The sequence below is a fragment of the Geodermatophilus africanus genome (genome assembly GCF_900107105.1).
Lineage (GTDB): Bacteria > Actinomycetota > Actinomycetes > Mycobacteriales > Geodermatophilaceae > Geodermatophilus > Geodermatophilus africanus.
Genome location: NZ_FNOT01000002.1, coordinates 236227 through 256882 on the forward strand (window position 1 = coordinate 236227; position 20656 = coordinate 256882).

Consider the following 20656-nt stretch of genomic DNA (forward strand, 5'->3'; position numbering starts at 1 on the left):
GCCTCTGGAGTGCCCAGCGAGGGAGCTTGACCAGGGAGGATGTACGACACATAGTCGTACACATGGCGGAGAGTCTGGTCGGCACCGAGGTCTGGCAGGCGCGCATCAGCCGGGACCTGTCAGCCCAGCTGCAGGCGGATTCCGAGGTCCTCGGGCTCTCCGGTCGGACGGAGATCGTCAAGGCCGCGTTGCAGTTGCTGCACCAGCGCGCGGCCGAGGAGCGCATGGCGCGCAGCGTGGCGGAGTTCTACGGCGACGAGGAGCCGCCCCTGCCCCTCGGCGTGGTGGCGGGGGAGCCGGACGACGCGGACCCGTCCTGACCCGTGGCCCTGCCCGAACCGCTGCGAGGTGAGGTGTGGGACGTCGCACTCCCCGGTTCCGGCGTGCACCCGGCCGTCGTCCTCAGCATCAACGCCCTGAACACCAGGCTCGGCCACGTCGTCGTCCTACCGGTCACGGGGACCACCGGGCCGTCGCTCACGCACATCCCGCTGGGTTCCGACGCCGGTCTCACCCGGTACGACGAGTCGTACGTCGACATCACCGGCGTCCAAGCGGTGGCTCGCGGCCGATGCCGTCGGCGCCGTGGGCTGCTCGCACCGAGTGAGATGGTTCACATCGAAGGGCAACTGCGCGTCTATCTCGGACTGTGACCGCTCGGCGTCCCGCTCCGGTCGCCATGGCGACCACGAGGCGCTCCCGGCCTCGATGACGCGCTCCGCGCGCGCGAAGGCGACACAGTCATCCCGGCCGGGCCCCGCGGAGCCGCACACCCGCACCCCACAGCTGCGGCGTCGGGCTCGCCGGTCCCCGGGGCAGCTCGCCGGCGTCCGCCCCGGCCACCTGGTCCCAACCGGGGCCGACCCCGAAGCGGACCACGTCGGCGAGGTCCCCGGTGAGCACGACGGTCCGCGTGGTGAGCTCGCTCTCCGCGTCGGACTCGTGGTGCGCCGACACGGTCACCTCGACCCGGTCTCCGGGCACGGTCCCTCGCAGACGGTGTTCCTTGCCGAGCGTGCCCGCCTCCGCCTCGTCCAGCAGGGCGCCGTCCCCGTCGAGGACCTCGACCCGGCAGACGACGCCCTCGGTCATCCCCATGCCGCGCCCGGGGCCGTGCAACACCCGCAGCGTGCCGCCGACCCCGCTGTCGACGAACCGCCGGTCGTCGCCCGGCGTGTAGTCGTACGGGTACGTCCCGGGCTTGCGCCGTCCCACGTCGCCCGGGAGTCAGGTCAGCCTGGGCAGGTTGACCACGATCGCCTCCTGGCTGCTGCGGGCGATGACCACCACGGCCTCCTCGTCGGTCGGGTTCTCCTCGCGGTGCGGGGTGTGCGGCGGGACGAAGACGTAGTCACCGGGCCCGGTGGCCAGCCGGACCTCCTCGCCGTCCTCCGCGAAGACGAAGACCGGGTGGCCGCGCAGCACGTGGATGGCGGTCTCGGAGTCGCCGTGGTGGTGGTCACCGGACGACGTCCGCGGGGCGACGTGCGTCTGGCCCATCCACACCCGCCGGGACCCGACCGTCCTGGCCGACACCGCCTCACGCCGGGTCATGCCGTCGGTCTGGCCGGTGTCCTCGGTGAGCTCGTCGGCCCGGACGTGTCGCAGCGGCTGGTGCCAGCCGTCGGTGGGTTCCTCGGTCACGAGGGTCAGCCGACCGCGCCGGCGCGCGGGCGTCAAGCGCCGTCAGTCGGGGGTGTCGCGCGCGCTGAGCAACGCGGACGCGACGAGCGTGTCGTACTCGTCGAGCGGGAGCTCGAGGGCGTGCCGCACGCGCAGCCGGGCCATCAGCAGACCGGCGGCGTCCTCTGCCGCCCGGTCGTCGCCGTCCTCGACGTCGTCGAACGTCCGCCGTGCCCCCATCGTCAGCCAGCGGTGTGCCTCACGGAGGTCACCCGCCAGCTCGTGGTTCTCGCCGAGGAACAGGTAGACGTCCCCGTCGACCGGGCGCTCGTGGCGCAGCTCCTCGGCGATCCGACGTGCGGCTCCGGCATCGCCCAGCTCCAGCAGCCCGCCGTGCAGGTAGCAGCGGACGTCGGGCGGCACGGGTTGCCCGGCCACCACAGCCCGGCGGAAGAGGGCCACCGCACCCTCGAGATCCCCAGCCTCGGTGAGGTGCTCGCCGGCGCTCACCAGCAGGGACGCGGGGGAGACGCCGTCGTCGTCCGGGCGGACCTCCTCCGCCCAAGCCGCGAGCTTCTCGGCCGCCGCACGGTGCTGCTCCGGCGTACAGGCCCGGGCGTACAGCTCCTCGACTACGTCGCGACTGAGCGATCTGCGCACGACGGTCACCGTATGACCGGACCGGCGCGCCACGGAACTGGCGCCACTTCCTCGTCGTCCCAAGCCATGCCGGCGGGCTGACCCTGCGCCCCAGCCGCGCCCGGCTGGCCCGGTCGCTCGGCAGGCGCATCAGTCCCCGGGGACGACGACGGCGCGGCCGCGGACCGCTCCCTCGTGCAGTCGGCGGTAGGCCTCGGGCACCTCGTCGAGCGTGTACTTCTCCACCTCGACGTGCACCGCGCCGGCCCGGGCGAGGTCGAGCACCTCCATCAGCTCGGCCCGCGTGCCCCGGTACGGCGCGCGCACCGACGCCCCCATCGGCGTGGAGAAGAAGCCGGTCGGCAGCCGTCCGCCGCCGATCGCCACGACGCCGTCCACGGCCACCGACTCGTCGGAGAACGGTAGGGTGCGCGCCTCGACCTCCGTCGGGAGCTCCAGCCATCGGTACCGGCGAGGCTAGGGACCAGTGCACCCACCGTGCGTCCCGTGCCGATGGTCTGGCCAGAAGTCAGGCTAGACTCTGACCATGACGTCGATCCCGTTGAGCGAGGCCAAAGACAAGCTGTCGTCCCTCGTAGAGGCGGCCGAGACGACGCACGAGATCGTCACGATCACGCGCCATGGCCGAGAGGCCGCCGTCCTCATGGCGAAGGCCGACCTCGACTCCCTGCACGAGACACTGTTCTGGCTGTCGCAGCCGGACGTCCGTACCGACGTCGATGACGCTCGTGCCGAGCAGCGTGAGGGGCGGACTGTGTCGGGTGACGACCTGAGAGCCGAGTTCGGGCTCGCTGAGTGACCGAGCCGTTCACGGTCGAGGTCTCCTCGGCCGTGCGACGGCAACTGCGTCAACTCCCGGCCAAGGTCGCCACGGCGATCGTGGAGTTCCTCACGACCGTGCTCCCCGAAAACCCACTACGCCTCAGCAGGCCGCTGACAGGCGCCCTGTCCGGGCTCCGTAGCGCACGGCGTGGTGACTATCGGGTGCTGATCGACGTGGACGAGGACGAACGGCGGATCCTCGTCGTCCGGGTCGCCCACCGCGCCCACGCCTACCGTCTTCCAGGGCCGGGCTGACCCGGAGGGGGCCTCGCCGATCAGGCCCCGGGGACGACGACGGCGCGGCCGCGGACCGCTCCCTCGTGCAGCCGCCGGTAGGCCTCGGGCACCTCGTCGAGCGTGTACTTCTCCACCTCGACGTGCACCGCGCCGGCCCGGGCGAGGTCGAGCACCTCCATCAGCTCGGCCCGCGTGCCCCGGTACGGCGCCCGCACCGACGCCCCCATCGGCGTGGAGAAGAAGCCCGTCGGCAGCCGCCCGCCGCCGACCGCCGGAGCACCGCGGTGACGCCGTCGTGACGCGGCCGGGGCAGACTCGCCCGGCGGCGCACCTCGTCCGGCCGCACCCGGCGCGCTGCGACAGCGCGAGCTCCGAGAGGTGGCGCCATGGCCCAGCCCCGCTCCCGCAGGAACATCGACAGCCTCACGCCGCAGGAGCTCGCCGACTACGAGCACGCCTTCGCCAAGCTGAAGGAGATCTCGGACGCCGACCCCGCGAGCATCGACGGGCTGCAGTACTTCACCGACCTGCACAACACGATGCTGGGCCCCTGCGAGCACGCCAACGACACCTTCCTGCCGTGGCACCGCGCGCACCTCTTCCTGTTCGAGGAGGCGCTCCGGCGCTCGGACCCGCCGCGGACGTCGAACGTGACGCTGCCCTACTGGGACTGGTCGGCGCTGCCGAGCGGGGTGCGCTACCCGAAGGCATTCGAGGACGAGGACTCGGTCCTGCACCACCCGCTCCGCAACGACGACCCGGTGTGCCGCACCGCCTCGGCCGAGGACTGCACGGCCCTGCCCTTCCCGCGGGCCTACCTCGAGCAGCAGGTGCTCAGCAAGGCCGCCTGGTCGACCCCCGACGCCGACCAGAGCTCCACGACCTTCGGCGGTCACGCGGGCGGGCAGATGGACTGCCAGGGCCAGTTCGGCCAGGGGTTCGGCGCGCTCGAGCAGCCCGCGCACAACACCACGCACGACGGCTTCGTCGGTGGCACGATGGCCGACCCCGGGTCGGCGGCCGAGGACCCGATCTTCTTCTCGTTCCACTGCTACATCGACCTGCTCTGGGCGCAGTGGCAGGAGCAGTTCCAGACCGACACCGACCTCGACTGCCGGCTGTGCGGGCTCTTCACGGACCGCGAGCACGCCGAGGAGAACCGCTTCCGCGTCCGCGACACGCTCGATCCCGAGGCGCAGCTCGGCTACGTCTACGAGTACACGCCCGGCGAGGTCGCCCCGCCGCCGCCCGTCGCCGACGACGCGCTGTTCCCGACCCACCCCGCGCTCGACGTCGTGCCGAGCGCCCGCGCCGAGCCCGCACTCGTGCGCACGCTCGACTTCACGGTGCCGCACACGGGCGTCGAGGAGGCGGTGCTGCGGCTGGGCGACGTCCACGTGACCCTGCCCTTCTCCTACGGCGCGGACGTCTACATCACCCGCCCCGGCGAGAAGTTGCGCACCACGGACCGCACCTTCCGCCGGCGTCACCTCGCGGACGTCTGCTACTTCTGGCGCGCCCACCACGCGCACGGGGACGCCACGCACGACATCACCGTCGACCTCGGCCGCGCCCTGAGCGCCCTCGCGGCCAGCCACGCCGGCGAGCACTGGCAGGTCAGGGTCGCGCTCACGGCGAGCGGCACGGGCAGCGGTCACGATCACGACCACGGGGACGGCGGCGGCCACGGGGGCGGGCACGCGGCGGCAGCGGCGACGGCGGCAGCGGCTCACCCCGGTTCCTCGATGGACTTCGGCGACCTGACGCTCCGCGTCCGCTGAGGGGCCGGCGTGACCGCGCAGCAGCGGCCCCCGGTGTTCGAGCTGCACATCCGGCCGCTGTTCCGGCTGCTCGACCGTGCGCACATGCTCTCCCTGGTCACACCGGGCATCGACCTGTGGGACCTCGACACGGTGTGGGCGGCGCGCGAGGAGATCCTCACCCGGCTGCGCGGTGAGGGGAGCCTGAACATGCCGGGCCTCCCGGTGGGCGGCCCCTGGCCGGCGGAGTGGATCGCGCTGTTCGAGCGCTGGATCGCCACGGGCTCCGACACCACCCCCGGGCACCACCTCGTCGTCACGAAGCCGGACCAGGCCTACGAGTGGAAGAACCTCGGCGGGGAGCGGCGCCGCCTGTCGGCGATGGTGACCGCGCCGACCGAGGGCTGCCGGGTCTGGTTCGAGCTCGACGCCGTCGCGGCCGGACGGCGGGACTACACGCTCCACCTGGAGCCGGCGTTCCCCGGCCCGCCGGCCGACCCGACCCCGGTGCGGGCGACCGAGCACCTCCTCCGGAGCGAGGTGGAGCGGGTGACGGTCCGCGACGCCGACGGCACGCAGGAGCTGGTCGTGCCCTGAGGAGGACCGGCCCTTAAAACGTCAGGCCGTGCCGCTCGATGATGCGCTGGGTCCCCTCCGGGTCGGCGTCGCAGTCGAACGGCGTCGCCATCTCGGCGAGCTGCTCGGGCGTCGGCGGTTCGGACAGCCCGTCGAGCCGGCGGAAGAACTGCTCCAGCCCCGCAGGGGAGATGAGCTCGAGCACCGCGGCCGGTCCGTCCCCGGCGTTCCAGAACGTGTGCCACTGGTCGCGCGGCTTGAAGATAAGGTCACCGGGCTCGCCGACCACCTCGTCGTCCCCGAGGACGGCGCCGACGCGCCCGTAGACGACGTACATGTACTCGTCCTCCCGGTGGTGCCGGTGCAGCGGGGCGGCCAGCGACCGGGGGGCGAAGAGGTGCTGGACGAGGGCGAACCGGCCGCCGGCGTCGTCCCCGTCGACCATGAAGCGGTCCCGGACGCCGGCCGGGTCGCCCATCACCGGCCCGTCCGCGGCTCTCAGGATGCGCGGCGCGGATGCGTGCATCGTCGTCCCCTCCTATACGTAGTCGGACCTCCGGAGCCAGGCGAAGGCGGCCCAGCCGGGCAGGATCGGCAGCCAGAACGTCGCCAGCCGGTAGAGGAAGACCGCCGGGACGGCGACCGTGTGGTCCATCCCGGCGGCGACCAGCCCGGCGATCAGCGCGGCCTCCAGGGCGCCGAGGCCGCCGGGAGTGGGCGCGGCGGCGGCGATGGCGGCCCCGGCGAGGTAGACGGCGCCCACGGTGGCCAGGTCCAGGCCCCCGCCGAAGGCCCGCGTGGACAGGTAGAGGCAGACCAGGTAGCCGAGGGTGATCACCGCCGCGCCGCCCAGCAGCAGCGCCAGCTTCGCGGGGCGCCGCACGGCGGCGCCGACACCCTCGACCGACCGGCGCAGCAGCGGGACCACCTTCCCAACCACGAGCCGGCGCACCGCCGGGACGGCGAGCGCGGCGGCGGCCAGTGCGAGGACCGCCAGCACCCCCCACAGCACGGCCTGCGGGCGCGGCAGCCGCAGCGAGCCGAAGGCCGACTGCCCGGCCCAGACGGCGAACACGACCATGAGGACGACGTGCACGACCGAGCCGGCCGCGTAGCTCAGCCCCACCCCGGACGTGGCCACCGGCAGGTCGACGCCGCTCCGCTGCAGGAAGCGCACGTTCAGCGCCATCCCGCCGATCCCGGCCGGCGCCAGCTTGCTGGCGAACGAGGACGCGAGCTGGGCGACGAACGTCGTCAGCAGGCGCAGCCGGGCCGGGACGGCGCCGACGATGCTCAGCGTGGCGCCCGCGTAGGTCAGCGCGGACACCGCCAGGATCCACGGCAGCCACACCCAGTCGGCCTCCCGGACCCGCGCGACCATGCCGCCCACGTCGCCGAGCTGCGGCGCGAGGAGGTAGGTGGCGACGGCCAGCAGGACGACGGTGAGCACCGTCTTGAGGTGGACGCGCTCCAGGTCCGCCAGCCTCGGCTCCGGGACCCCGCTCCGCCGGCACACGGCCGCCCGGATCTGGGGCACGAGGTCCTTGCGGTGCTTGAGCGCGTCCCGCGTGGCGCCGCTCAGGCTGTTGGGCTGCATCCGGGGGAGCGCAGCGGCCACCGCCTCGGGCCCCAGCCGGTCGATCGCCGCGTCGACCGCCGGTTCGACGCCGACGTCCAGCGCCAGCGCGACGAGGAGCTGGGCGACGTCCGCGTCGAGGAGCGCGGGGGAGGCGGCGACCTCGCTGAAGCCGAAGTCGATGAGCCACGGGCGGCCCGTGTCGTCGAGCAGGATGTTGGCCCGGCGCAGGTCGCGGTGGGCCACCGAGTGCCGGCGGAGGACGGCGACCTGCTCCCAGATCCCCTGGAGCACCGGCGGGGTGACGGCGTCGTCCGACAGCTTGTCGAGGGTCGCGCCGTCGATCAGGTCGTAGGACAGCAGGAACGAGTCGGACCCCACCGGCGCGATGGCCCGCAGCCGCGGTGTGCGCGCACCGGCGTCCCGGACCAGCAGGGACACCAGCGCCTCGTGCTCCACGGTCCGGCGCAGCGAGGAGAACGGCCGCTCGTCGCCGACGTCCTTCAGCCGCAGGAAGCGGTAGGCGCGGAACAGCAGGTCCGCGGCCCGGTTGTCCGCGCCCATGACCTTGGCGAAGACGCGGTCGCCGTCGGCGAGGGTGGCGACCCAGGGCACCGACCCGCGAGCGTCGACCACCGCGGGCGCCAGCTCGGCCGGGCGCAGGCCGCTGCCGGCCAGGGCGGCGGCGACGGCACCCGTCGTCGGCCGTCGGCTGGGGCGGCCGAGCAGCAGCAGCGTGCCGGAGCCGGCCAGGGCGCCGAGGAGGACGGCGACGGCCACCGTGCCCGGGTGCGCGACGGGCACGAGCAGCCGCACCAGCGTGACCAGCGCCAGCAGGAGCGCCCCGGCCCGCCGCCACCGCCGGGACACGAACGGCGCCAGGACGACGAACGACGCGGCCATCACCGCGAGCCCGGCCACCGTCAGCGCGGTGTCGACGCCATCGCGCCGCGCGACCTCGCGGGCCAGGGCGTCGGCGTCCCCGCGGTCGACCACCCAGTCGGCCCCCTGCACCAGCAGCACCGCGAGGACGCCGCTGACCAGGAGGGAACCCAGCACGCGGGAACGGCGGGTCACCAGCGGCGTCGCCCACGCCGCGAGGACCGACGCGAGGATCAGCAGGGTCACCGCACCGGCCAGGACCCGCCCGACCGCCGGCGTCAGGAACGACAGCCGCTGGACGAGGTCCTCGTCCACCGCGGCGACCTCGTCCCGCGACCACCGGGCGAGGGCGACCAGCAGCAGGGCGAGGACGGCGAACACGACGGTGCGGAGGACGTCGCTCGGGGACCGCTCGTAGCCGGTGATGACCTCGTCGGTGGAGCTGCCGACCGGCGCGGCCGCGCGCGGAGCCGTTTCCGATGGGGGAGTCGTGGCGCGCGGCGGACGGGGGCTCGGGAGTGCCGTCCCTGTGGTCCGCTCCATGCCGCCCCCTCCCGGCCACGACCCTGGGCTCTCGGTTGCGCGACCGCAGTCGACGGCCCGGTCGACGGACCCGGCGGTCGACGAGGGTAGGGGCGGCAGGTTTGCGGCGGGACCTGCTCACGCCTGTCAGCCGGCCTGTCGTGCGGCTTGCACCGGCGCGCTGCACCTGCCTGTGGGAAAGCGGTTGCGGGGGGATGGGCAGGGGCACCAATCTGGCTACGATGTAGTCATGGGTAGTCCGCGCTCGGTGCGCCTGTCCGACGACGTGCTGCGCCGCCTCACGGACCTGGCGGGACGGCGTGCTGCCTCCGTCTCCTCGACCATCGAGCGGTTGCTCGACGAGGCGTTGCGCCGGGAAGCCCACCAGGGGATCACCTTCCGCGACGGCCCGAGCGGGCGGCGGGCCGGGCTCGTGGCCGGCCCGGACGTCGACGAGGTGATCCGGACCTTGCGGGCGGTGCAGGAGGAGCGTTCCGACCGGGCCCTCTCCGAGGTCGCCGAGATCCTGTCGCTGACCGAGGTGCAAGTGCTCGCGGCCGTCGCCTACTACGCCGACCACCGGCCGGAGATCGACGAGCGGATCGCGACCAACGAGCGGATGGCCGAGGAGCTGGAGGCGGCCTGGCGCCGTCAGCAGGAGGTCCTGGCCGGCCCCGCGCAGTGAGGCTGCTATTCGATGAGATGTACCCGCGGCGGCTCGCGGAGCAGTTGCGTGCCGAGGCCCACGACGTGGTCGCGGTCGTCGAGCTGCCCGAGCTCGTCGGCCGAACGGATGCCGAGGTGGCGCGCTGGGCGCGCGAGAGCGACCGCGTTCTCGTCACCGAGAACGTGGCGGACTTCGCGTCGATGGACACCGCCGAGCACACCGGCCTGCTCCTCGTCTCCGCTGGACGCTGGCCGCGCACGTCGAGCGGCCAGCCGAGACTGCTGACCGCTCTGCGTACCTGGCTCCGGGCTCGCGCGGGACCCGGCCGCTCGGCTGACAGCAGCGCCGGCCTCGTCGAGTGGCTGTGAGGTCGGCGTCCGACTCGCTGATCGCTGCGCCTGTGCCGGCGCTGCACGGCGACGGCAACCACGTGCCCGGAGTGGGTGGGCCCTCACCGATGAGCCGGGCCACCCGGGGACGTCTGATGCAGCAGGGGGCACGGTCCCAGCCGTGCCGCCGGACGAGCGGGGCGACGGACGCCTGCGCGAAGGGAGAGGTCGATGGAGATGAAGCTGGAGCTGGTGCCGATCCCGGTGGGTGACGTCGACCGGGCGAAGGCCTTCTACGTCGAGCGGCTCGGGTTCGTCGAGGACGTCGACGTGCGGCCCGCGGACGGTGTGCGGGTGGTGCAGCTGACGCCGCCGGGCTCGGCGTGCTCCATCGGCATGGGCACCGGCCTGCCGGCCTACGACGACATGCCGCCCGGCGCGATCAAGGGCCTGCACCTGGTGGTCGCGGACATCGCGCAGGCCCGTGCCGACCTCGTGGGACGCGGCGTCGACGTCGGGGAGGTGGTGGACGTCGGCGGCGGGGTCAAGTACGCCTGGCTCACCGACCCCGACGGCAACACCCTGACCCTGCAGGAGATGGCCTGGCGGACCGGGGACGCGTTCTAGCTGGGCGGGAACCGGACCGTCGCCCAGGACGCCTGGACGCACCGCCCGTCCCCCTACCCTCGGGTGGGTGCGGCAGCCCGATCGCGCACTCCCCGCCTCACGGCGCCGGCGCTCCCGATGGGAGATGGCCATCGCCACCGGCGCCGCGGCCCTGGGTGTGAGCAGCGTGGTGGCCCTGGCGACAGCGGACGACGGCCGCCCGACGAGCGCGGCCCCGACCGCTGCGGTGACGACCGGCAGCGCTTCCTCGACGTCGGCGCTCCCGTCGGTTCCCGCCTCCGTCGAGGAGTCGGCGCCGGCCCCGCCGCAGACGGTCGACGGCCTCATCGCGGACCTGACGGCGCGACCGGACGCTGCCGGACCGGCCGGCCCGCTGCTGCGAGCCGGGCTGCAGGGCCTCCTGTCGGGGGACGAGGGCGTGCGTCAGCGCTCGGCCCTGCAGGTGCTGTCGCTCGTCATCGGTGGTGAGGCGCTCGACCCCCGGTACGCCACGGCGAGCCGGCTGGCCCTGTTCCGCGCGATGACCGGCCTGGTCCCGGCGCCGTCCTCGCCGACCGGGACCCCGTCGTGCCTCGAAGTCCAGCAGGGGACGCCGCCCCCGGTGGTGCAGGGGTACGCGCGTCAGATCGTCGACCAGCTCCCGGCGTGGCAGGCCGACGGGTTCCCGGCCGACGAGACCGCACGCCTGCAGGACCTGATCGCGCCCGTGGCGGCCGGGCAGTCGACTCTCGACCTCCGTCCGTGCCCGGGTCAGTGACCTGTCGGCGCGGGAAGTCCCGGGACGGCGCCATCCGTGGCAGGGTCCCTGAGGCTCTGCACCACGCACCACGGGGGAACGTTGCGCCACCTCTCCATGCCCGCCGTCCACCCGACCGCGGGCTGACGCCGTGTACCGCGTCGACGGCCGGCTGGTCCTCAGCCCGAGTGACCTGACCCGGCACCAGGAGTGCCACCACCTCACCGCGCTCAACCTGCAGGTCGCCGAGCGCCGGCTCGACCCGCCGGCCGAGGGCGCCAGCGACCAGACGGTGCTCGTCGCCGACCTCGGCATCGCCCACGAGCTGCGCTACCTGGAGTCGCTGGAGGAGCAGGGGCTGAGCGTGGCCCGGCTGGCCGGTGTCCGCCGCGAGCCCGCCACCCTCGAGGCGATGCGCGCCGGCGTCGACGTCGTCCACCAGGCGACGCTGTCCGACGGCACCTGGGGCGGCCAGGCCGACTTCCTCCTGCGCACAGACGAGCCGTCCGACCTCGGCGACTGGTCCTACGAGGTCGCCGACGCCAAGCTCGCCCGCCGCGTCACGGTGCCGGCGCTGCTGCAGATGGCCACCTACGCCGACCGGCTGGCCACCCTGCAGGGCCGGGAGCCCGAGCGCATCTGCGTCGTCACCGGGGACGGCGAGACCCGCCCGTGGCGGCTGGTGGACGTCGCCGCCTACGCCCGCCGTGCCCGCGCCCGGCTGCAGGCCTTCATCGAGCACCCGGTGGACACCGGCCCGGTGCCCATCGCCCACTGCGACCAGTGCACCTGGAAGCCGAGGTGCGAGACCGAACTGCGCACCAGCGACGACCTCAGCCTCGTCGCCGGCATGCGCCGCGACCAGCGCGCCGCTGTCATCGGCGTCGGCATCGCCACGCTCGAGCAGCTCGCCGACGCACCCGACGACGTCCTCAGGGCCACCGGCATCAGCCGGGGCACCCGCGAGCGGCTGCGCGAGCAGGCCCGCGAGCAGCTCCGCGGCCGCGCGGCCGGCACTCCCACCCGCACGCTGCTCGCCCCGCAGACCGCGCAGGGGCTCCTGCGACTCCCCGAGCCCAGCCCCGGCGACCTCTACCTCGACTTCGAGGGCGACCCGCTCGCCGGCGACGGCGACGGCCTGGAGTACCTCGCCGGCCTCGGCGACCGCACCGGTGCGTTCACCGCCCTCTGGGCGCACGACGCCGCCGAGGAGCGGCGCATGGTCGAGGACCTCGTCGACCGCGTCGTCGACGCCTGGCACGCCGACCCCGGCATGCACGTCTACCACTACGCCGCCTACGAGGTCAGCGCGCTCAAGCGGCTCACCGGCCGGTACGGCGTCCGCGAGGCCGAGCTCGACCAGCTGCTGCGCGCCGAGCGGTTCGTCGACCTCTATCCCGTCGTCCGCCAGTCGATGCGGATCAGCGCGGAGTCCTACTCGATCAAGAAGGTCGAGGCCCTCTACGGGCGGGCGCACACCGGCGACGTCGCCGACGCGATGAGCAGCGTCGTCGAGTACGAGAAGTGGCTGATCGACCGCGACCCGGCCCGGCTGCGGTCGATCGAGGACTACAACAGGGACGACGTCGACTCCACCCGCGAGCTGCACGACTGGCTGGAGACCGAGCGGGCCGAGCTGGAGGCGTCGCACGGTCCGCAGCCGCGCCCCGGGGTGGCCGAGATCGCCGTCCCGGCCCCGCGGTCGGACGCCGAGGTCGCCGAGCTGGCGCTGGTCGAGCAGCTGCAGGACCGCGGCCACGACCTGCTCGGCGACCTGGTGCAGTGGCACCGCCGCGAGGCCCGGCCCGGCTGGTGGGAGTTCTTCAGCCGCGGCGAGCTGGACGACGACCAGCTCGTCGAGGACCGCACCGCGCTCGGCGGGCTGTCGGCCGCCGTCGAGATCGGCACCGAGAAGCGCAGCAAGCTCTACGAGTTCACCTTCCCGCCGCAGGACGCCAAGCTCTCGGTCGGCAAGCCGGCGTTCGACGTCGACAGCCGGGTGCGGATCGGCGAGGTGCGCGAGCTCGACGCGGTCGCCGGACGGGTGGTCGTGAAGAGCACCAAGGCGCCGGCGGGTCCGCGCGGTCTGGGTCCGGAGGGGCCGCTGGACGACAAGCAGCTGCGGGCGGCGATCACGGCCACCGCGGACGCCGTCCTGGCCGGGGAGCCGTGCCTCGGGCAGCGGCTGCTCGACCGCGTCGTCCCCGCGGACACCCGCCGGCTGCCGGGGGAGGAGGCCGGCGACGCCGTCGTCCGGCTCGGCCTGGCGCTGGACGGCGAGGTGCTCGCCGTGCAGGGGCCGCCCGGCAGCGGCAAGACGCGGGCGGCGTCCCGGCTGATCCGGGCGCTGCTCGATGCGGGCAAGAAGGTCGGCGTCACGGCGCAGTCCCACGCGGTGATCGGCAACGTGCTGAGCGCCGTCGGCCGGCCGGCGCTGCAGAAGTGCGAGGAGTCCCAGGCGTGCGGGGCGCCGGGGGTGGAGTGGTCGCGCGATGCCGGCGACGTGGCCTCGCGGCTGCTCGACGGTTCCGCGAGTCTGGTCGGCGGGACGTCGTGGTTCTGGTGCCGCGAGGACCTGGCCGAGGCGGTCGACGTCCTGGTGATCGACGAGGCGGGGCAGTTCTCGCTGGCCAACGCCGTGGCGGTGGCGCGGTCCGCTCGCTCCCTCGTGCTGCTCGGTGACCCGCAGCAGCTGGCGCAGCCGACGCAGGCCGTGCACCCGGGGGAGTCGGGGCTCTCGGCGCTCGAGCACCTGCTCGACGGCCACCCGACCGTGCCCGAGGACCGCGGCGTCTTCCTCGACCGCACCTACCGGATGCACCCGGCGCTGACCGCGTTCGTCTCCGGCCTGGCGTACGAGGGCCGGCTGGAGTCGGCGGCCGGCCGCGAACGGATCGCGGTGGACGGCCGGGCCAGCGGGCTCGCCGTCCGCTTCGTCGAGCACGTGCAGCCGTCGATGGCGGCTTCGCCGGATGAGGCCGCGGCGGTCGCCGGGCTGTGGCACTCGCTGCAGGGCACCGGCTGGGTGGACGCCTCCGGGGAGCGTTCTACCGTCGGGCAGGACGACGTGCTGGTGGTCGCGCCGTACAACAACCAGGTCGCGCTGATCCGGCGGGCGCTGCCCGACGGAGCACGGGTCGGCACCGTTGACAGGTTCCAGGGGCAGGAGGCGCCGGTCGTCATCTACTCGATGACGTCGACCAGCGCCGAGGACGCGCCCCGCGGCGTCTCGTTCCTCTACGACCTGCACCGGCTTAACGTCGCGGTGTCCCGCGCCAAGGCGCTGGCGGTGGTGGTGATGAGCGAGGAGCTGCTGGACGCCGCCGTCCGGACGCCGGAGCAGCTGCGCCAGGTCAACGCCCTGTGCCGGCTGGTCGAGATGGCGACCGTCGTCGGTCGAGGCGGGGAACGCGGCTGTTCGTGAGACCTCGAGCGCCCTCAGCGCCAAGGGACCGTGCTCGCCTCCAGGCGCCCAGCGATCGGCTCCACGTCGTCGAGCTCTCCGGCCGCAACGGCCATCACGAGCTCGTACGCCTCGTCGTTCGACAGGGTCAGCTGCATCCCGTTCAGGCCGTAGAAGGCGATGATCGCGGCCAACGAGAGTCGCTTGTTGCCGTCGACCAGCGGGTGGTTGCGCGCGATCGAGTGCAGCAGGGCCGCCGCCTTGTCGTGCATGGACGGGTAGGCGTCCTCCCCGAACGCCGTCGACCGCGGTCGTGCGGCTGCGGACTCCAGCAGGCCGATGTCACGCGCCTCGAACTCACCCAACGTCCGCCTCGCGATGTGCAGCAGGTCGTCCAGGTCGAGGTGGATCACTGGCCGAGTCGCTCCAGGGCCTCCGCATAGCGGGGCAGCTCCCGGTCGAGCACGCGGTCGAGGAGCTCACGCTTGCTGTTCCGCTCGATGTAGTCCCGGACCGCCTGCCGGGCGACGTCCTGCATCGACCGGCCCTCGAGTTCGGCTCGGCGGCGCAGCGCCTCCGTCTCCTGCTCGTCGAGGCGAAGGGTCATGGCCATGTCAAAATGGTATCACGGCTGATACCAACGCTGACCCTAGCCGCCCTCCCGGGCAACGGAGGCCAGTGTGTCGGGGTGGAGGCGTGGTCCCCTCGGCAGGGCTGGGCGTGGAGCGGGCAGACGCCCGCCGGTTCCCGGTTGCGGGCGGCCCCTTCGGGTGCGGATGTCAGTCGCGGACCGGCATCTCCGCCGAGATGGCCGACCGGTCGGTGCCCGCTGCCGCGATCAACTCGTCGACGGCCCGCCGAAGCGCGTCGGCGATCGAGCTGCCCGGCAGACGCTCGGCCACCGCCCGCTCGACGCTGGTGTAGTACCAGAGCAGCTCGTCGCGGCTCGCGTTGAACGTCGACCAGAAGTGCTGTCCGTACCGGCGCGCGTCGGCGGCGATGCAGAGCCCGTTGTGCGTCTTGTCCGCTGCGGTCACCAGAAGCGCGTCGAGCGGCTTGTGCGCGAGGCCGGCCACGTACGGACGCTTGCGCTCCGGCCACGACCCGCTCCGGTTGCCGGACTCGTCCAGCCCGTCCGAGCACGCCCGCACGATGTCGGCGACGGCGTCCCCGAATCGTGACCGGATGTCGGCGAGCACGGCACCGCCGGTACCGGGCGGCGCGTCCTCGACCGCGTCGTGAAGGAGCGCGGCGATCGCCTGGTCCTCGCTGCCGCCGTGCTCCATGACCAGCGCGCTGACGCTCATCAGGTGCGTCATGTACGGCACCCGCGAGCCCTTGCGCAGCTGCTCCCGGTGGTGCCGGGAGGCGAACAGCAGCGCCTCGTCGAAGCGCTCGCTCAGCGGTCCGCTGCCCAGCTCGCGGCGGCCCTCCACAGTTGCTGTCACGCGTTCTCCCTCCCTCTGGGCATGACGGCGACGATCGACTCGACGTCCGCCGGCTCGGTCGTCGTGCGGGGTCCGCTGGGCCACTCCCACCGCCACCGGCCGTGATCGCCACCCACTCCCACTTAGCTCGTTCCCGCGTCAACCACGAGTTAAACGGGATCTGCGCTAATGTCGAGCCCGTGCACCGCGACAGCTCCGGCAGGCGCCTCGTCGACTACCCGCGGCCGTCGGTCGCCGTCGACACCGCCGTCCTCACCGTGCCGGTGGAGGACCCGCGGCTCTCGGTCCTGCTCGTCCGTCGGGTGGGGGAGCGACGCACGCCGGCGTGGGCGCTGCCCGGCACGTTCCTCCACGAGGGGGAGACCCTCGCCGTCGCGGTCCGGCGGTCGTTGCGGGACAAGGCGGGGCTGACGCCGGACGTCGTGCCGCGCCAGCTGCACGTCTTCGACGACCCGAGCCGTGACGACCGTGGCTGGGTCCTCTCCGTCGCGCACGTCGCAGCGCTGCCGTGGCGGGCGGTCGAGCCGGTGCTGACTGCAGGGCCGGGGGACGTGGGCGTGCGGCCGGTGGACGACGTCCACGGACTCCTCTTCGACCACGACGAGATCGTGCGGCGAGCCGCGGCGGATGTGCGGACGGCCTACGCCGAACGCCCCGATCCGGACGGGCTCCTGGACGAGCCGTTCACGATGCGATCGCTGTTCCGTCTGCACGAGGCCGTGGCCGGCGGCCTCGACTACTCCGCCGACACCTTCCGCCGCGCGATGCTGCCGATGCTCGACGAGACCCGGCGGAGGTCGGAGGGGACGGTGGGCAAGCCGGCGCAGCTGTACGTCCGCCGGTGATCCGTGGAAGGACCTGCTCGCTGTCCCGGCGCAGCCGGAGCATCGGGCCGGCCGACCTGGAATACCTCACCATCGTCTACGCGGGCTCCTCCACCGTCGAGCCGGTGTTGGAGGTGGTGGACGCAGTCGCCACCGCGACCCGCAGGATCCAGTCCCGGGACTCGCTGCGGAACGGGGGACGGCGTCGGGCTCCGGCGGGCGGCCTCCGAAAGGAACGATGTCGCACTGCGGGACAGAGATGGCCGCGCCGGTGCTCGTCCCCTGCCCGCGGTGCGGGGCGAGGGGCGAGGCTGCGGAGGCGACACCTTCCCGGCGGACCTCCGCCGCTGCTCACAGGTGCAAGCAGGGGCAGAGGTCGGCGGAAGAGGTGTCAGGCGGCCGGGGCTCGCCGCTCGTCATCGTCCGGGTCGCCGGGGTGTCGCCGCTCTCTGCGCGAGGAGGCAGCGTCCGCGGCGGTGACCCCTCCCCGGCGGTGAGCCCTCCCCGGCCGGAGCGGCCGCCGACCACGCCGAGACCTCGGGGCAGCTTCGGTCGACGGCGCGGCGACCGGGCACCCACGGGGGCGATCGGCGCGTAGGCTCCCCGCCTCACACGGGCGGCCTGCTCCGCCGGCCGAGAGGCCCGTGGTCACTGCCGAGTCGTCCGGGAGCCCACCCACATGGCCGACCAGAGCTCTTCCCCCTCTGACCGACACCGGCACGCCCACCGCGCAGCTGCAGGGGGTCGCCGCAGACGTCTGCTCCTGATCGCCGTCGGCGTCCTCGTCGTCGCGGTGATCGCTGCCGTGCTCGTCGTCTCCTCGTGGGACCGGTCCGATGACGCGGTCGCCGGTCAGGCCGTCGCGCCCGCACCCGCCGCCGCGAGCACGACCCCGACCCCCACCAGCCTGCCCCCTGCGACGCCGGGTCCGACGACCGGTGAGACGACGACCACGCCGGATGTGCCCGTCGAGTTCGCCGACGCGATGCGGCAGATCGGCATCCCGCTGGACCCGCACACGGGCTGGGTCGTCGCCGAGGGGATCTGCGTCCGCCTGGGTCAACCCGAGTACGACCAGTTCACGATGTCCGAGGGTGTCGAGAGGGTGTTCCCCTCCGTCCCGGACGAGCAGGCTCACGAGTTCGTGGCCATGGTGGCCGAGTCGGTCTGCCATCTGTGATCCCCGCGTGGTGCGGTGGTCTCGGCCCGCTCCCAGGCCTCGGCCAGGGGCAGCTGCACGACGCGCTCGCAGCGCCTCACAGCCACGCCTCGATCTCGTCCAGCTGGTCGTGGGTCAGCCCGACGAACAGGTCGGGCGCCACCACCAGCACGTGCGGACGGGCGGCCAGCCACTCGCCGGTGTCGGCCGCCTGCACCGCCAGGTCGTCGTCGATCCACACGATCCGCCGGTCGGGTTCGGCCTCGGCGACCGCCTGGGCGGCGGTCAGCTTCCACCACTCCGACCGCCCGCCGAACACGCCGGCGAACCCGGTCGGCGCCGCGTCGGCCCGGGCGTGGGTCACCAGACCGCGGGGCAGTCCCATCGGCTCGGCGAGCAGCCGGTCGGCGTCCGTCGTCCAGGTGGTCAGCCACTGGATCTCCACCCGGCCGGACTCGTGCAGCCCCCGGAGCCGGGCCGTGACGGTCGGGTCCCAGGTGAGCACGTAGCCGTTGAACGTGCCCCGCGCCCAGCCGTCGGGCGGGTCCGCGCGCGCCGTGTTGAGCACGCCGTCGACGTCCAGCAGCAGGATCGGGACGTTCCCGGTCGAGGCCATGCGCCCATCCTGCTGCCCGATCGCGGCCGGGGGGTCCACGCCCGGCGCCGTCGGGACGATCCCGGGTCGTCCTGCCCTGGTGCGGCCGCGCGGCCCCTCGGGAGTCTCGATCCGCCACACGACGTCCGAGGGGGAGAGCGGATGCAGTACGTCGTCACCTGGCAGGAGCGGCCCACCGAGTCGGCCGCGGAGCACGAGGCGGCGCAGGAGCGGGTCCGCGCGGCCTTCTCGGCGGGGCTGCCCAGCAGCCTCACCGTCCACCACGTCGTCGCCCGCGTCGGGCTCGGCGGCTGCGCCGTCGTGGAGACCGACGAGCCCGACGACCTGCGGTACCTCCGCACCGTCCACGCGGCCGTCTCGTTCACGGTCGAGCCGGTCGAGGAGGGCCTGGACGCTGGCGCCGCCCACGCGCGCGGCGCCGGGTGAGGACCGCGCCGGACAGGGACCTTCGCGCCTGGTGGGGACGGCGTTTCGCTCCTACGTTCCGGCACGTGTGGAGGACGACCGCGGCACGAGCCGGCGGACCGGCGTGAGCAGCCCCCTGCTGGTCGCGGTCGACGACGACCCCGACCTGATGCGGGACGTCGAGCGGGAGCTGGTCAACCGGTACGCGTCCGACTACCGCGTCTGCTGCCTGAGCTCGGCGCGCGAGGCGCTGGCCACGCTGGAGGACCTCGCGGCGGCGGGGGAGCAGGTCGCCATGGTGCTCGCGGGGGAGGAGCTCGCCGGCGCACCGGGCAGCGCCCTGCTGGCCGAGGTGCGCGCCCTCTTCCCGCACGCCCAGCGCGTCCTGCTCATCGAGTGGGGCCGGTTGGGCACGGCGGAGACCGGGGACGCGATCTTCGAGGCGATCTCGAGCGGGCGCATCGACCACTACGCGCTCCGGCCGGCGCCGCCACCGGACGAGCAGTTCCACCAGGCGATCTCGACCTCCCTGCTGCGCTGGGCCGACGCGCAGCGGCGGGCCCCGTACACGATCGACGTGATCGGGGAGACCTGGTCGGGCCGGGCGTACGAGATGCGCGCGGTCCTCGAGCGCTGCGCCATGCCGCACCGGTTCCTGCTGGCCGGCTCCGACGAGGGGCGGGCCGTCGTCACGCGGGCGGGCGCGCGGCGGTTCCCGGCCATGGTCATGCCCGACGGGCGGGTCCTCGAGGACCCCACCGACCTGGAGATCGCGGCGGCGTCGGGGACGGCGGTCACCCCGGACCGCGAGCAGTACGAGCTCGTGATCGTCGGGGGCGGGCCGGCCGGTCTGTCCGCGGCCGTCTACGGCGCCTCCGAGGGACTGCGCACCCTGCTGATCGACTCGGGCGGGATCGGTGGACAGGCGAGGTCGAGCTCGTCGATCCGCAACTACCTCGGCTTCCCCCGGGGCATCAGCGGCGCGGACCTGGCCCGCCGGGCCTACCAGCAGGCGTGGGTCTTCGGCGCCCGCTTCGCCTTCATGCAGACCGCCACCCACCTGGCCCGGGAGCGGGATGGCGTCGTCGTGCGGCTGAACACCGGCGGGGTCGTGGTGGCCCGCGCCGTCGTCCTGGCGACGGGCGCCAGCTACCGCCGGCTCGGTGTCGAGCCGCTCGAGGCGCTGCGCGGCGCCGGCGTCTTCTACGGCGCGGCCGCCTCGGAGGCGCCCCTCGTCGCCGGGCAGGACGTCTACGTCGTCGGGGGCGCCAACTCCGCCGGGCAGGCCGTCCTGCACCTGGCCCGCTACGCCAAGCGGGTCACCCTCGTGGTGCGTGCCGCGTCGCTCGCCGCAGGGATGTCGCACTACCTCATCCGGCCGATCGAGGAGACGCCGAACATCGACGTCCGGACCGGGACCGAGGTCGTCGGCGGCGGTGGTGACGGCTGGCTGGACCACCTCGTCCTGCGCGACCGGGCGAGCGACGAACTCGAGCGGGTCGGCGCCTACGCGCTGTTCCTGATGATCGGCGCCCGGCCGCACACCGACTGGCTCCCGGGGACCGTCGAGCAGGACGAGGACGGTTTCATCCTGACCGGACCCGACCTGAGCGACGCCGCGGTGCGCGCGTTCGGACGGCGTCCGCTGACACTCGAGACGAGCATCCCGGGCGTCTTCGCCGCGGGGGACGTGCGGCACGGGTCGGTGAAGCGGGTGGCGTCCGCGGTCGGCGCGGGCTCGATCGCCATCCAGGGCGTCCACCGCCTGCTCACGATCTGAGGCT

General features: G+C 73.9%; 26 protein-coding genes. 15 read left to right on the plus strand and 11 right to left on the minus strand.

Annotated features, from left to right (window positions below; all coding sequences use genetic code 11):
- Nucleotides 1–62 precede the first annotated feature (62 nt).
- Together BLW63_RS03740 and BLW63_RS03745 are read left to right on the plus strand one after the other, a co-directional pair.
- Nucleotides 63–320 carry a hypothetical protein gene (locus tag BLW63_RS03740; RefSeq protein ID WP_091151636.1) on the plus strand — a complete coding sequence of 86 codons (258 nt, stop codon included), beginning with the start codon at nt 63–65 and terminating at the stop codon, nt 318–320.
- A 3-nt stretch (nt 321–323) separates the two neighbouring features.
- Nucleotides 324–653 (plus strand): type II toxin-antitoxin system PemK/MazF family toxin, encoded by a 330-nt coding sequence (locus BLW63_RS03745; protein WP_091151638.1) that lies wholly within the window; start codon nt 324–326, stop codon nt 651–653.
- An 88-nt stretch (nt 654–741) separates the two neighbouring features.
- Here the strand turns inward: BLW63_RS03745 and BLW63_RS03750 are convergent, their stop codons facing one another.
- From BLW63_RS03750 to BLW63_RS03765, 4 genes are all read right to left on the minus strand, one after another.
- Nucleotides 742–1215, minus strand: coding sequence for a hypothetical protein (locus BLW63_RS03750; RefSeq protein WP_091151641.1), 474 nt, complete (start codon nt 1213–1215; stop codon nt 742–744).
- 12 nt (nt 1216–1227) lie between these two features.
- Complete coding sequence (locus BLW63_RS03755; RefSeq protein WP_091151643.1) at nt 1228–1644, minus strand: cupin domain-containing protein; 417 nt, start codon at nt 1642–1644, stop codon at nt 1228–1230.
- Between the two features lie 42 nt (nt 1645–1686).
- Nucleotides 1687–2283 carry a tetratricopeptide repeat protein gene (locus BLW63_RS03760; RefSeq protein WP_244522334.1) on the minus strand — a complete coding sequence of 199 codons (597 nt, stop codon included), beginning with the start codon at nt 2281–2283 and terminating at the stop codon, nt 1687–1689.
- A 129-nt stretch (nt 2284–2412) separates the two neighbouring features.
- On the minus strand, nt 2413–2661 hold the full coding sequence (locus BLW63_RS03765; RefSeq protein ID WP_244522335.1) for a zinc-binding dehydrogenase: 249 nt from the start codon (nt 2659–2661) through the stop codon (nt 2413–2415).
- A gap of 148 nt (nt 2662–2809) precedes the next feature.
- Here BLW63_RS03765 and BLW63_RS03770 point away from each other — a divergent pair, with 148 nt between their 5' ends.
- The gene (locus tag BLW63_RS03770) at nt 2810–3082 is read left to right on the plus strand and encodes a type II toxin-antitoxin system Phd/YefM family antitoxin (RefSeq protein ID WP_091151647.1); all 273 of its coding nucleotides are present in this window, start codon (nt 2810–2812) and stop codon (nt 3080–3082) included.
- Nucleotides 3079–3360 (plus strand): type II toxin-antitoxin system RelE family toxin, encoded by a 282-nt coding sequence (locus BLW63_RS03775; RefSeq protein WP_091151649.1) that lies wholly within the window; start codon nt 3079–3081, stop codon nt 3358–3360. The genes BLW63_RS03770 and BLW63_RS03775 overlap by 4 nt, the downstream gene beginning before the upstream one ends.
- Nucleotides 3361–3380: 20 nt before the next feature.
- On the opposite strand, the gene BLW63_RS29190 is transcribed toward BLW63_RS03775, so the two are convergent.
- Entirely contained in the window at nt 3381–3569 is a 189-nt protein-coding gene (locus tag BLW63_RS29190) for a zinc-binding dehydrogenase (protein WP_244522336.1), read from the minus strand.
- A gap of 159 nt (nt 3570–3728) precedes the next feature.
- Here BLW63_RS29190 and BLW63_RS03785 point away from each other — a divergent pair, with 159 nt between their 5' ends.
- Together BLW63_RS03785 and BLW63_RS03790 are read left to right on the plus strand one after the other, a co-directional pair.
- A complete protein-coding gene (locus BLW63_RS03785) occupies nt 3729–5123 on the plus strand; it encodes a tyrosinase family protein (RefSeq protein ID WP_091151651.1) in 1395 nt (464 codons plus the stop codon).
- Between the two features lie 9 nt (nt 5124–5132).
- On the plus strand, nt 5133–5699 hold the full coding sequence (locus BLW63_RS03790; RefSeq protein ID WP_091151653.1) for a hypothetical protein: 567 nt from the start codon (nt 5133–5135) through the stop codon (nt 5697–5699).
- A 13-nt stretch (nt 5700–5712) separates the two neighbouring features.
- On the opposite strand, the gene BLW63_RS03795 is transcribed toward BLW63_RS03790, so the two are convergent.
- Nucleotides 5713–6204, minus strand: coding sequence for a cupin domain-containing protein (locus tag BLW63_RS03795; protein ID WP_091151655.1), 492 nt, complete (start codon nt 6202–6204; stop codon nt 5713–5715).
- A gap of 12 nt (nt 6205–6216) precedes the next feature.
- Complete coding sequence (locus BLW63_RS03800) at nt 6217–8679, minus strand: lysylphosphatidylglycerol synthase domain-containing protein (RefSeq protein ID WP_091151657.1); 2463 nt, start codon at nt 8677–8679, stop codon at nt 6217–6219.
- A 229-nt stretch (nt 8680–8908) separates the two neighbouring features.
- Between BLW63_RS03800 and BLW63_RS03805 the strand changes: the two genes are divergently transcribed.
- From BLW63_RS03805 to BLW63_RS03825, 5 genes are all read left to right on the plus strand, one after another.
- Entirely contained in the window at nt 8909–9343 is a 435-nt protein-coding gene (locus BLW63_RS03805) for a CopG family transcriptional regulator (protein WP_091151659.1), read from the plus strand.
- The gene (locus BLW63_RS03810; RefSeq protein ID WP_091151661.1) at nt 9340–9693 is read left to right on the plus strand and encodes a DUF5615 family PIN-like protein; all 354 of its coding nucleotides are present in this window, start codon (nt 9340–9342) and stop codon (nt 9691–9693) included. Before BLW63_RS03805 ends, BLW63_RS03810 begins: the two co-directional genes overlap by 4 nt.
- 192 nt (nt 9694–9885) lie before the next feature.
- Complete coding sequence (locus tag BLW63_RS03815) at nt 9886–10281, plus strand: VOC family protein (protein ID WP_091151663.1); 396 nt, start codon at nt 9886–9888, stop codon at nt 10279–10281.
- A 67-nt stretch (nt 10282–10348) separates the two neighbouring features.
- Nucleotides 10349–11038, plus strand: a complete 690-nt coding sequence (locus tag BLW63_RS03820; RefSeq protein WP_244522338.1) for a hypothetical protein — start codon at nt 10349–10351, stop codon at nt 11036–11038.
- 130 nt (nt 11039–11168) lie between these two features.
- Nucleotides 11169–14441: a TM0106 family RecB-like putative nuclease gene (locus BLW63_RS03825; protein ID WP_091151667.1), complete on the plus strand. Its 3273-nt coding sequence runs from the start codon at nt 11169–11171 to the stop codon at nt 14439–14441.
- A 14-nt stretch (nt 14442–14455) separates the two neighbouring features.
- On the opposite strand, the gene BLW63_RS03830 is transcribed toward BLW63_RS03825, so the two are convergent.
- From BLW63_RS03830 to BLW63_RS03840, 3 genes are all read right to left on the minus strand, one after another.
- Entirely contained in the window at nt 14456–14833 is a 378-nt protein-coding gene (locus BLW63_RS03830; protein ID WP_091151669.1) for a type II toxin-antitoxin system death-on-curing family toxin, read from the minus strand.
- Nucleotides 14830–15033 carry a DUF6290 family protein gene (locus BLW63_RS03835; protein ID WP_170856629.1) on the minus strand — a complete coding sequence of 68 codons (204 nt, stop codon included), beginning with the start codon at nt 15031–15033 and terminating at the stop codon, nt 14830–14832. Before BLW63_RS03835 ends, BLW63_RS03830 begins: the two co-directional genes overlap by 4 nt.
- 166 nt (nt 15034–15199) lie before the next feature.
- Nucleotides 15200–15868 carry an HD domain-containing protein gene (locus tag BLW63_RS03840; RefSeq protein ID WP_211516985.1) on the minus strand — a complete coding sequence of 223 codons (669 nt, stop codon included), beginning with the start codon at nt 15866–15868 and terminating at the stop codon, nt 15200–15202.
- A gap of 179 nt (nt 15869–16047) precedes the next feature.
- Here BLW63_RS03840 and BLW63_RS03845 point away from each other — a divergent pair, with 179 nt between their 5' ends.
- Nucleotides 16048–16713 carry an NUDIX hydrolase gene (locus BLW63_RS03845; protein ID WP_091151671.1) on the plus strand — a complete coding sequence of 222 codons (666 nt, stop codon included), beginning with the start codon at nt 16048–16050 and terminating at the stop codon, nt 16711–16713.
- Between the two features lie 772 nt (nt 16714–17485).
- Entirely contained in the window at nt 17486–17872 is a 387-nt protein-coding gene (locus BLW63_RS03855; RefSeq protein ID WP_091151674.1) for a hypothetical protein, read from the plus strand.
- A 76-nt stretch (nt 17873–17948) separates the two neighbouring features.
- Here the strand turns inward: BLW63_RS03855 and BLW63_RS03860 are convergent, their stop codons facing one another.
- Complete coding sequence (locus BLW63_RS03860) at nt 17949–18467, minus strand: HAD domain-containing protein (RefSeq protein ID WP_091152227.1); 519 nt, start codon at nt 18465–18467, stop codon at nt 17949–17951.
- Nucleotides 18468–18608: 141 nt separating this feature from the next.
- On the opposite strand from BLW63_RS03860, the gene BLW63_RS03865 reads away from it, so the two are divergent.
- Nucleotides 18609–18893, plus strand: a complete 285-nt coding sequence (locus tag BLW63_RS03865) for a DUF3303 domain-containing protein (RefSeq protein ID WP_091151676.1) — start codon at nt 18609–18611, stop codon at nt 18891–18893.
- Between the two features lie 103 nt (nt 18894–18996).
- A complete protein-coding gene (locus tag BLW63_RS03870) occupies nt 18997–20652 on the plus strand; it encodes an NAD(P)/FAD-dependent oxidoreductase (protein ID WP_091152229.1) in 1656 nt (551 codons plus the stop codon).
- Nucleotides 20653–20656 lie beyond the last annotated feature (4 nt).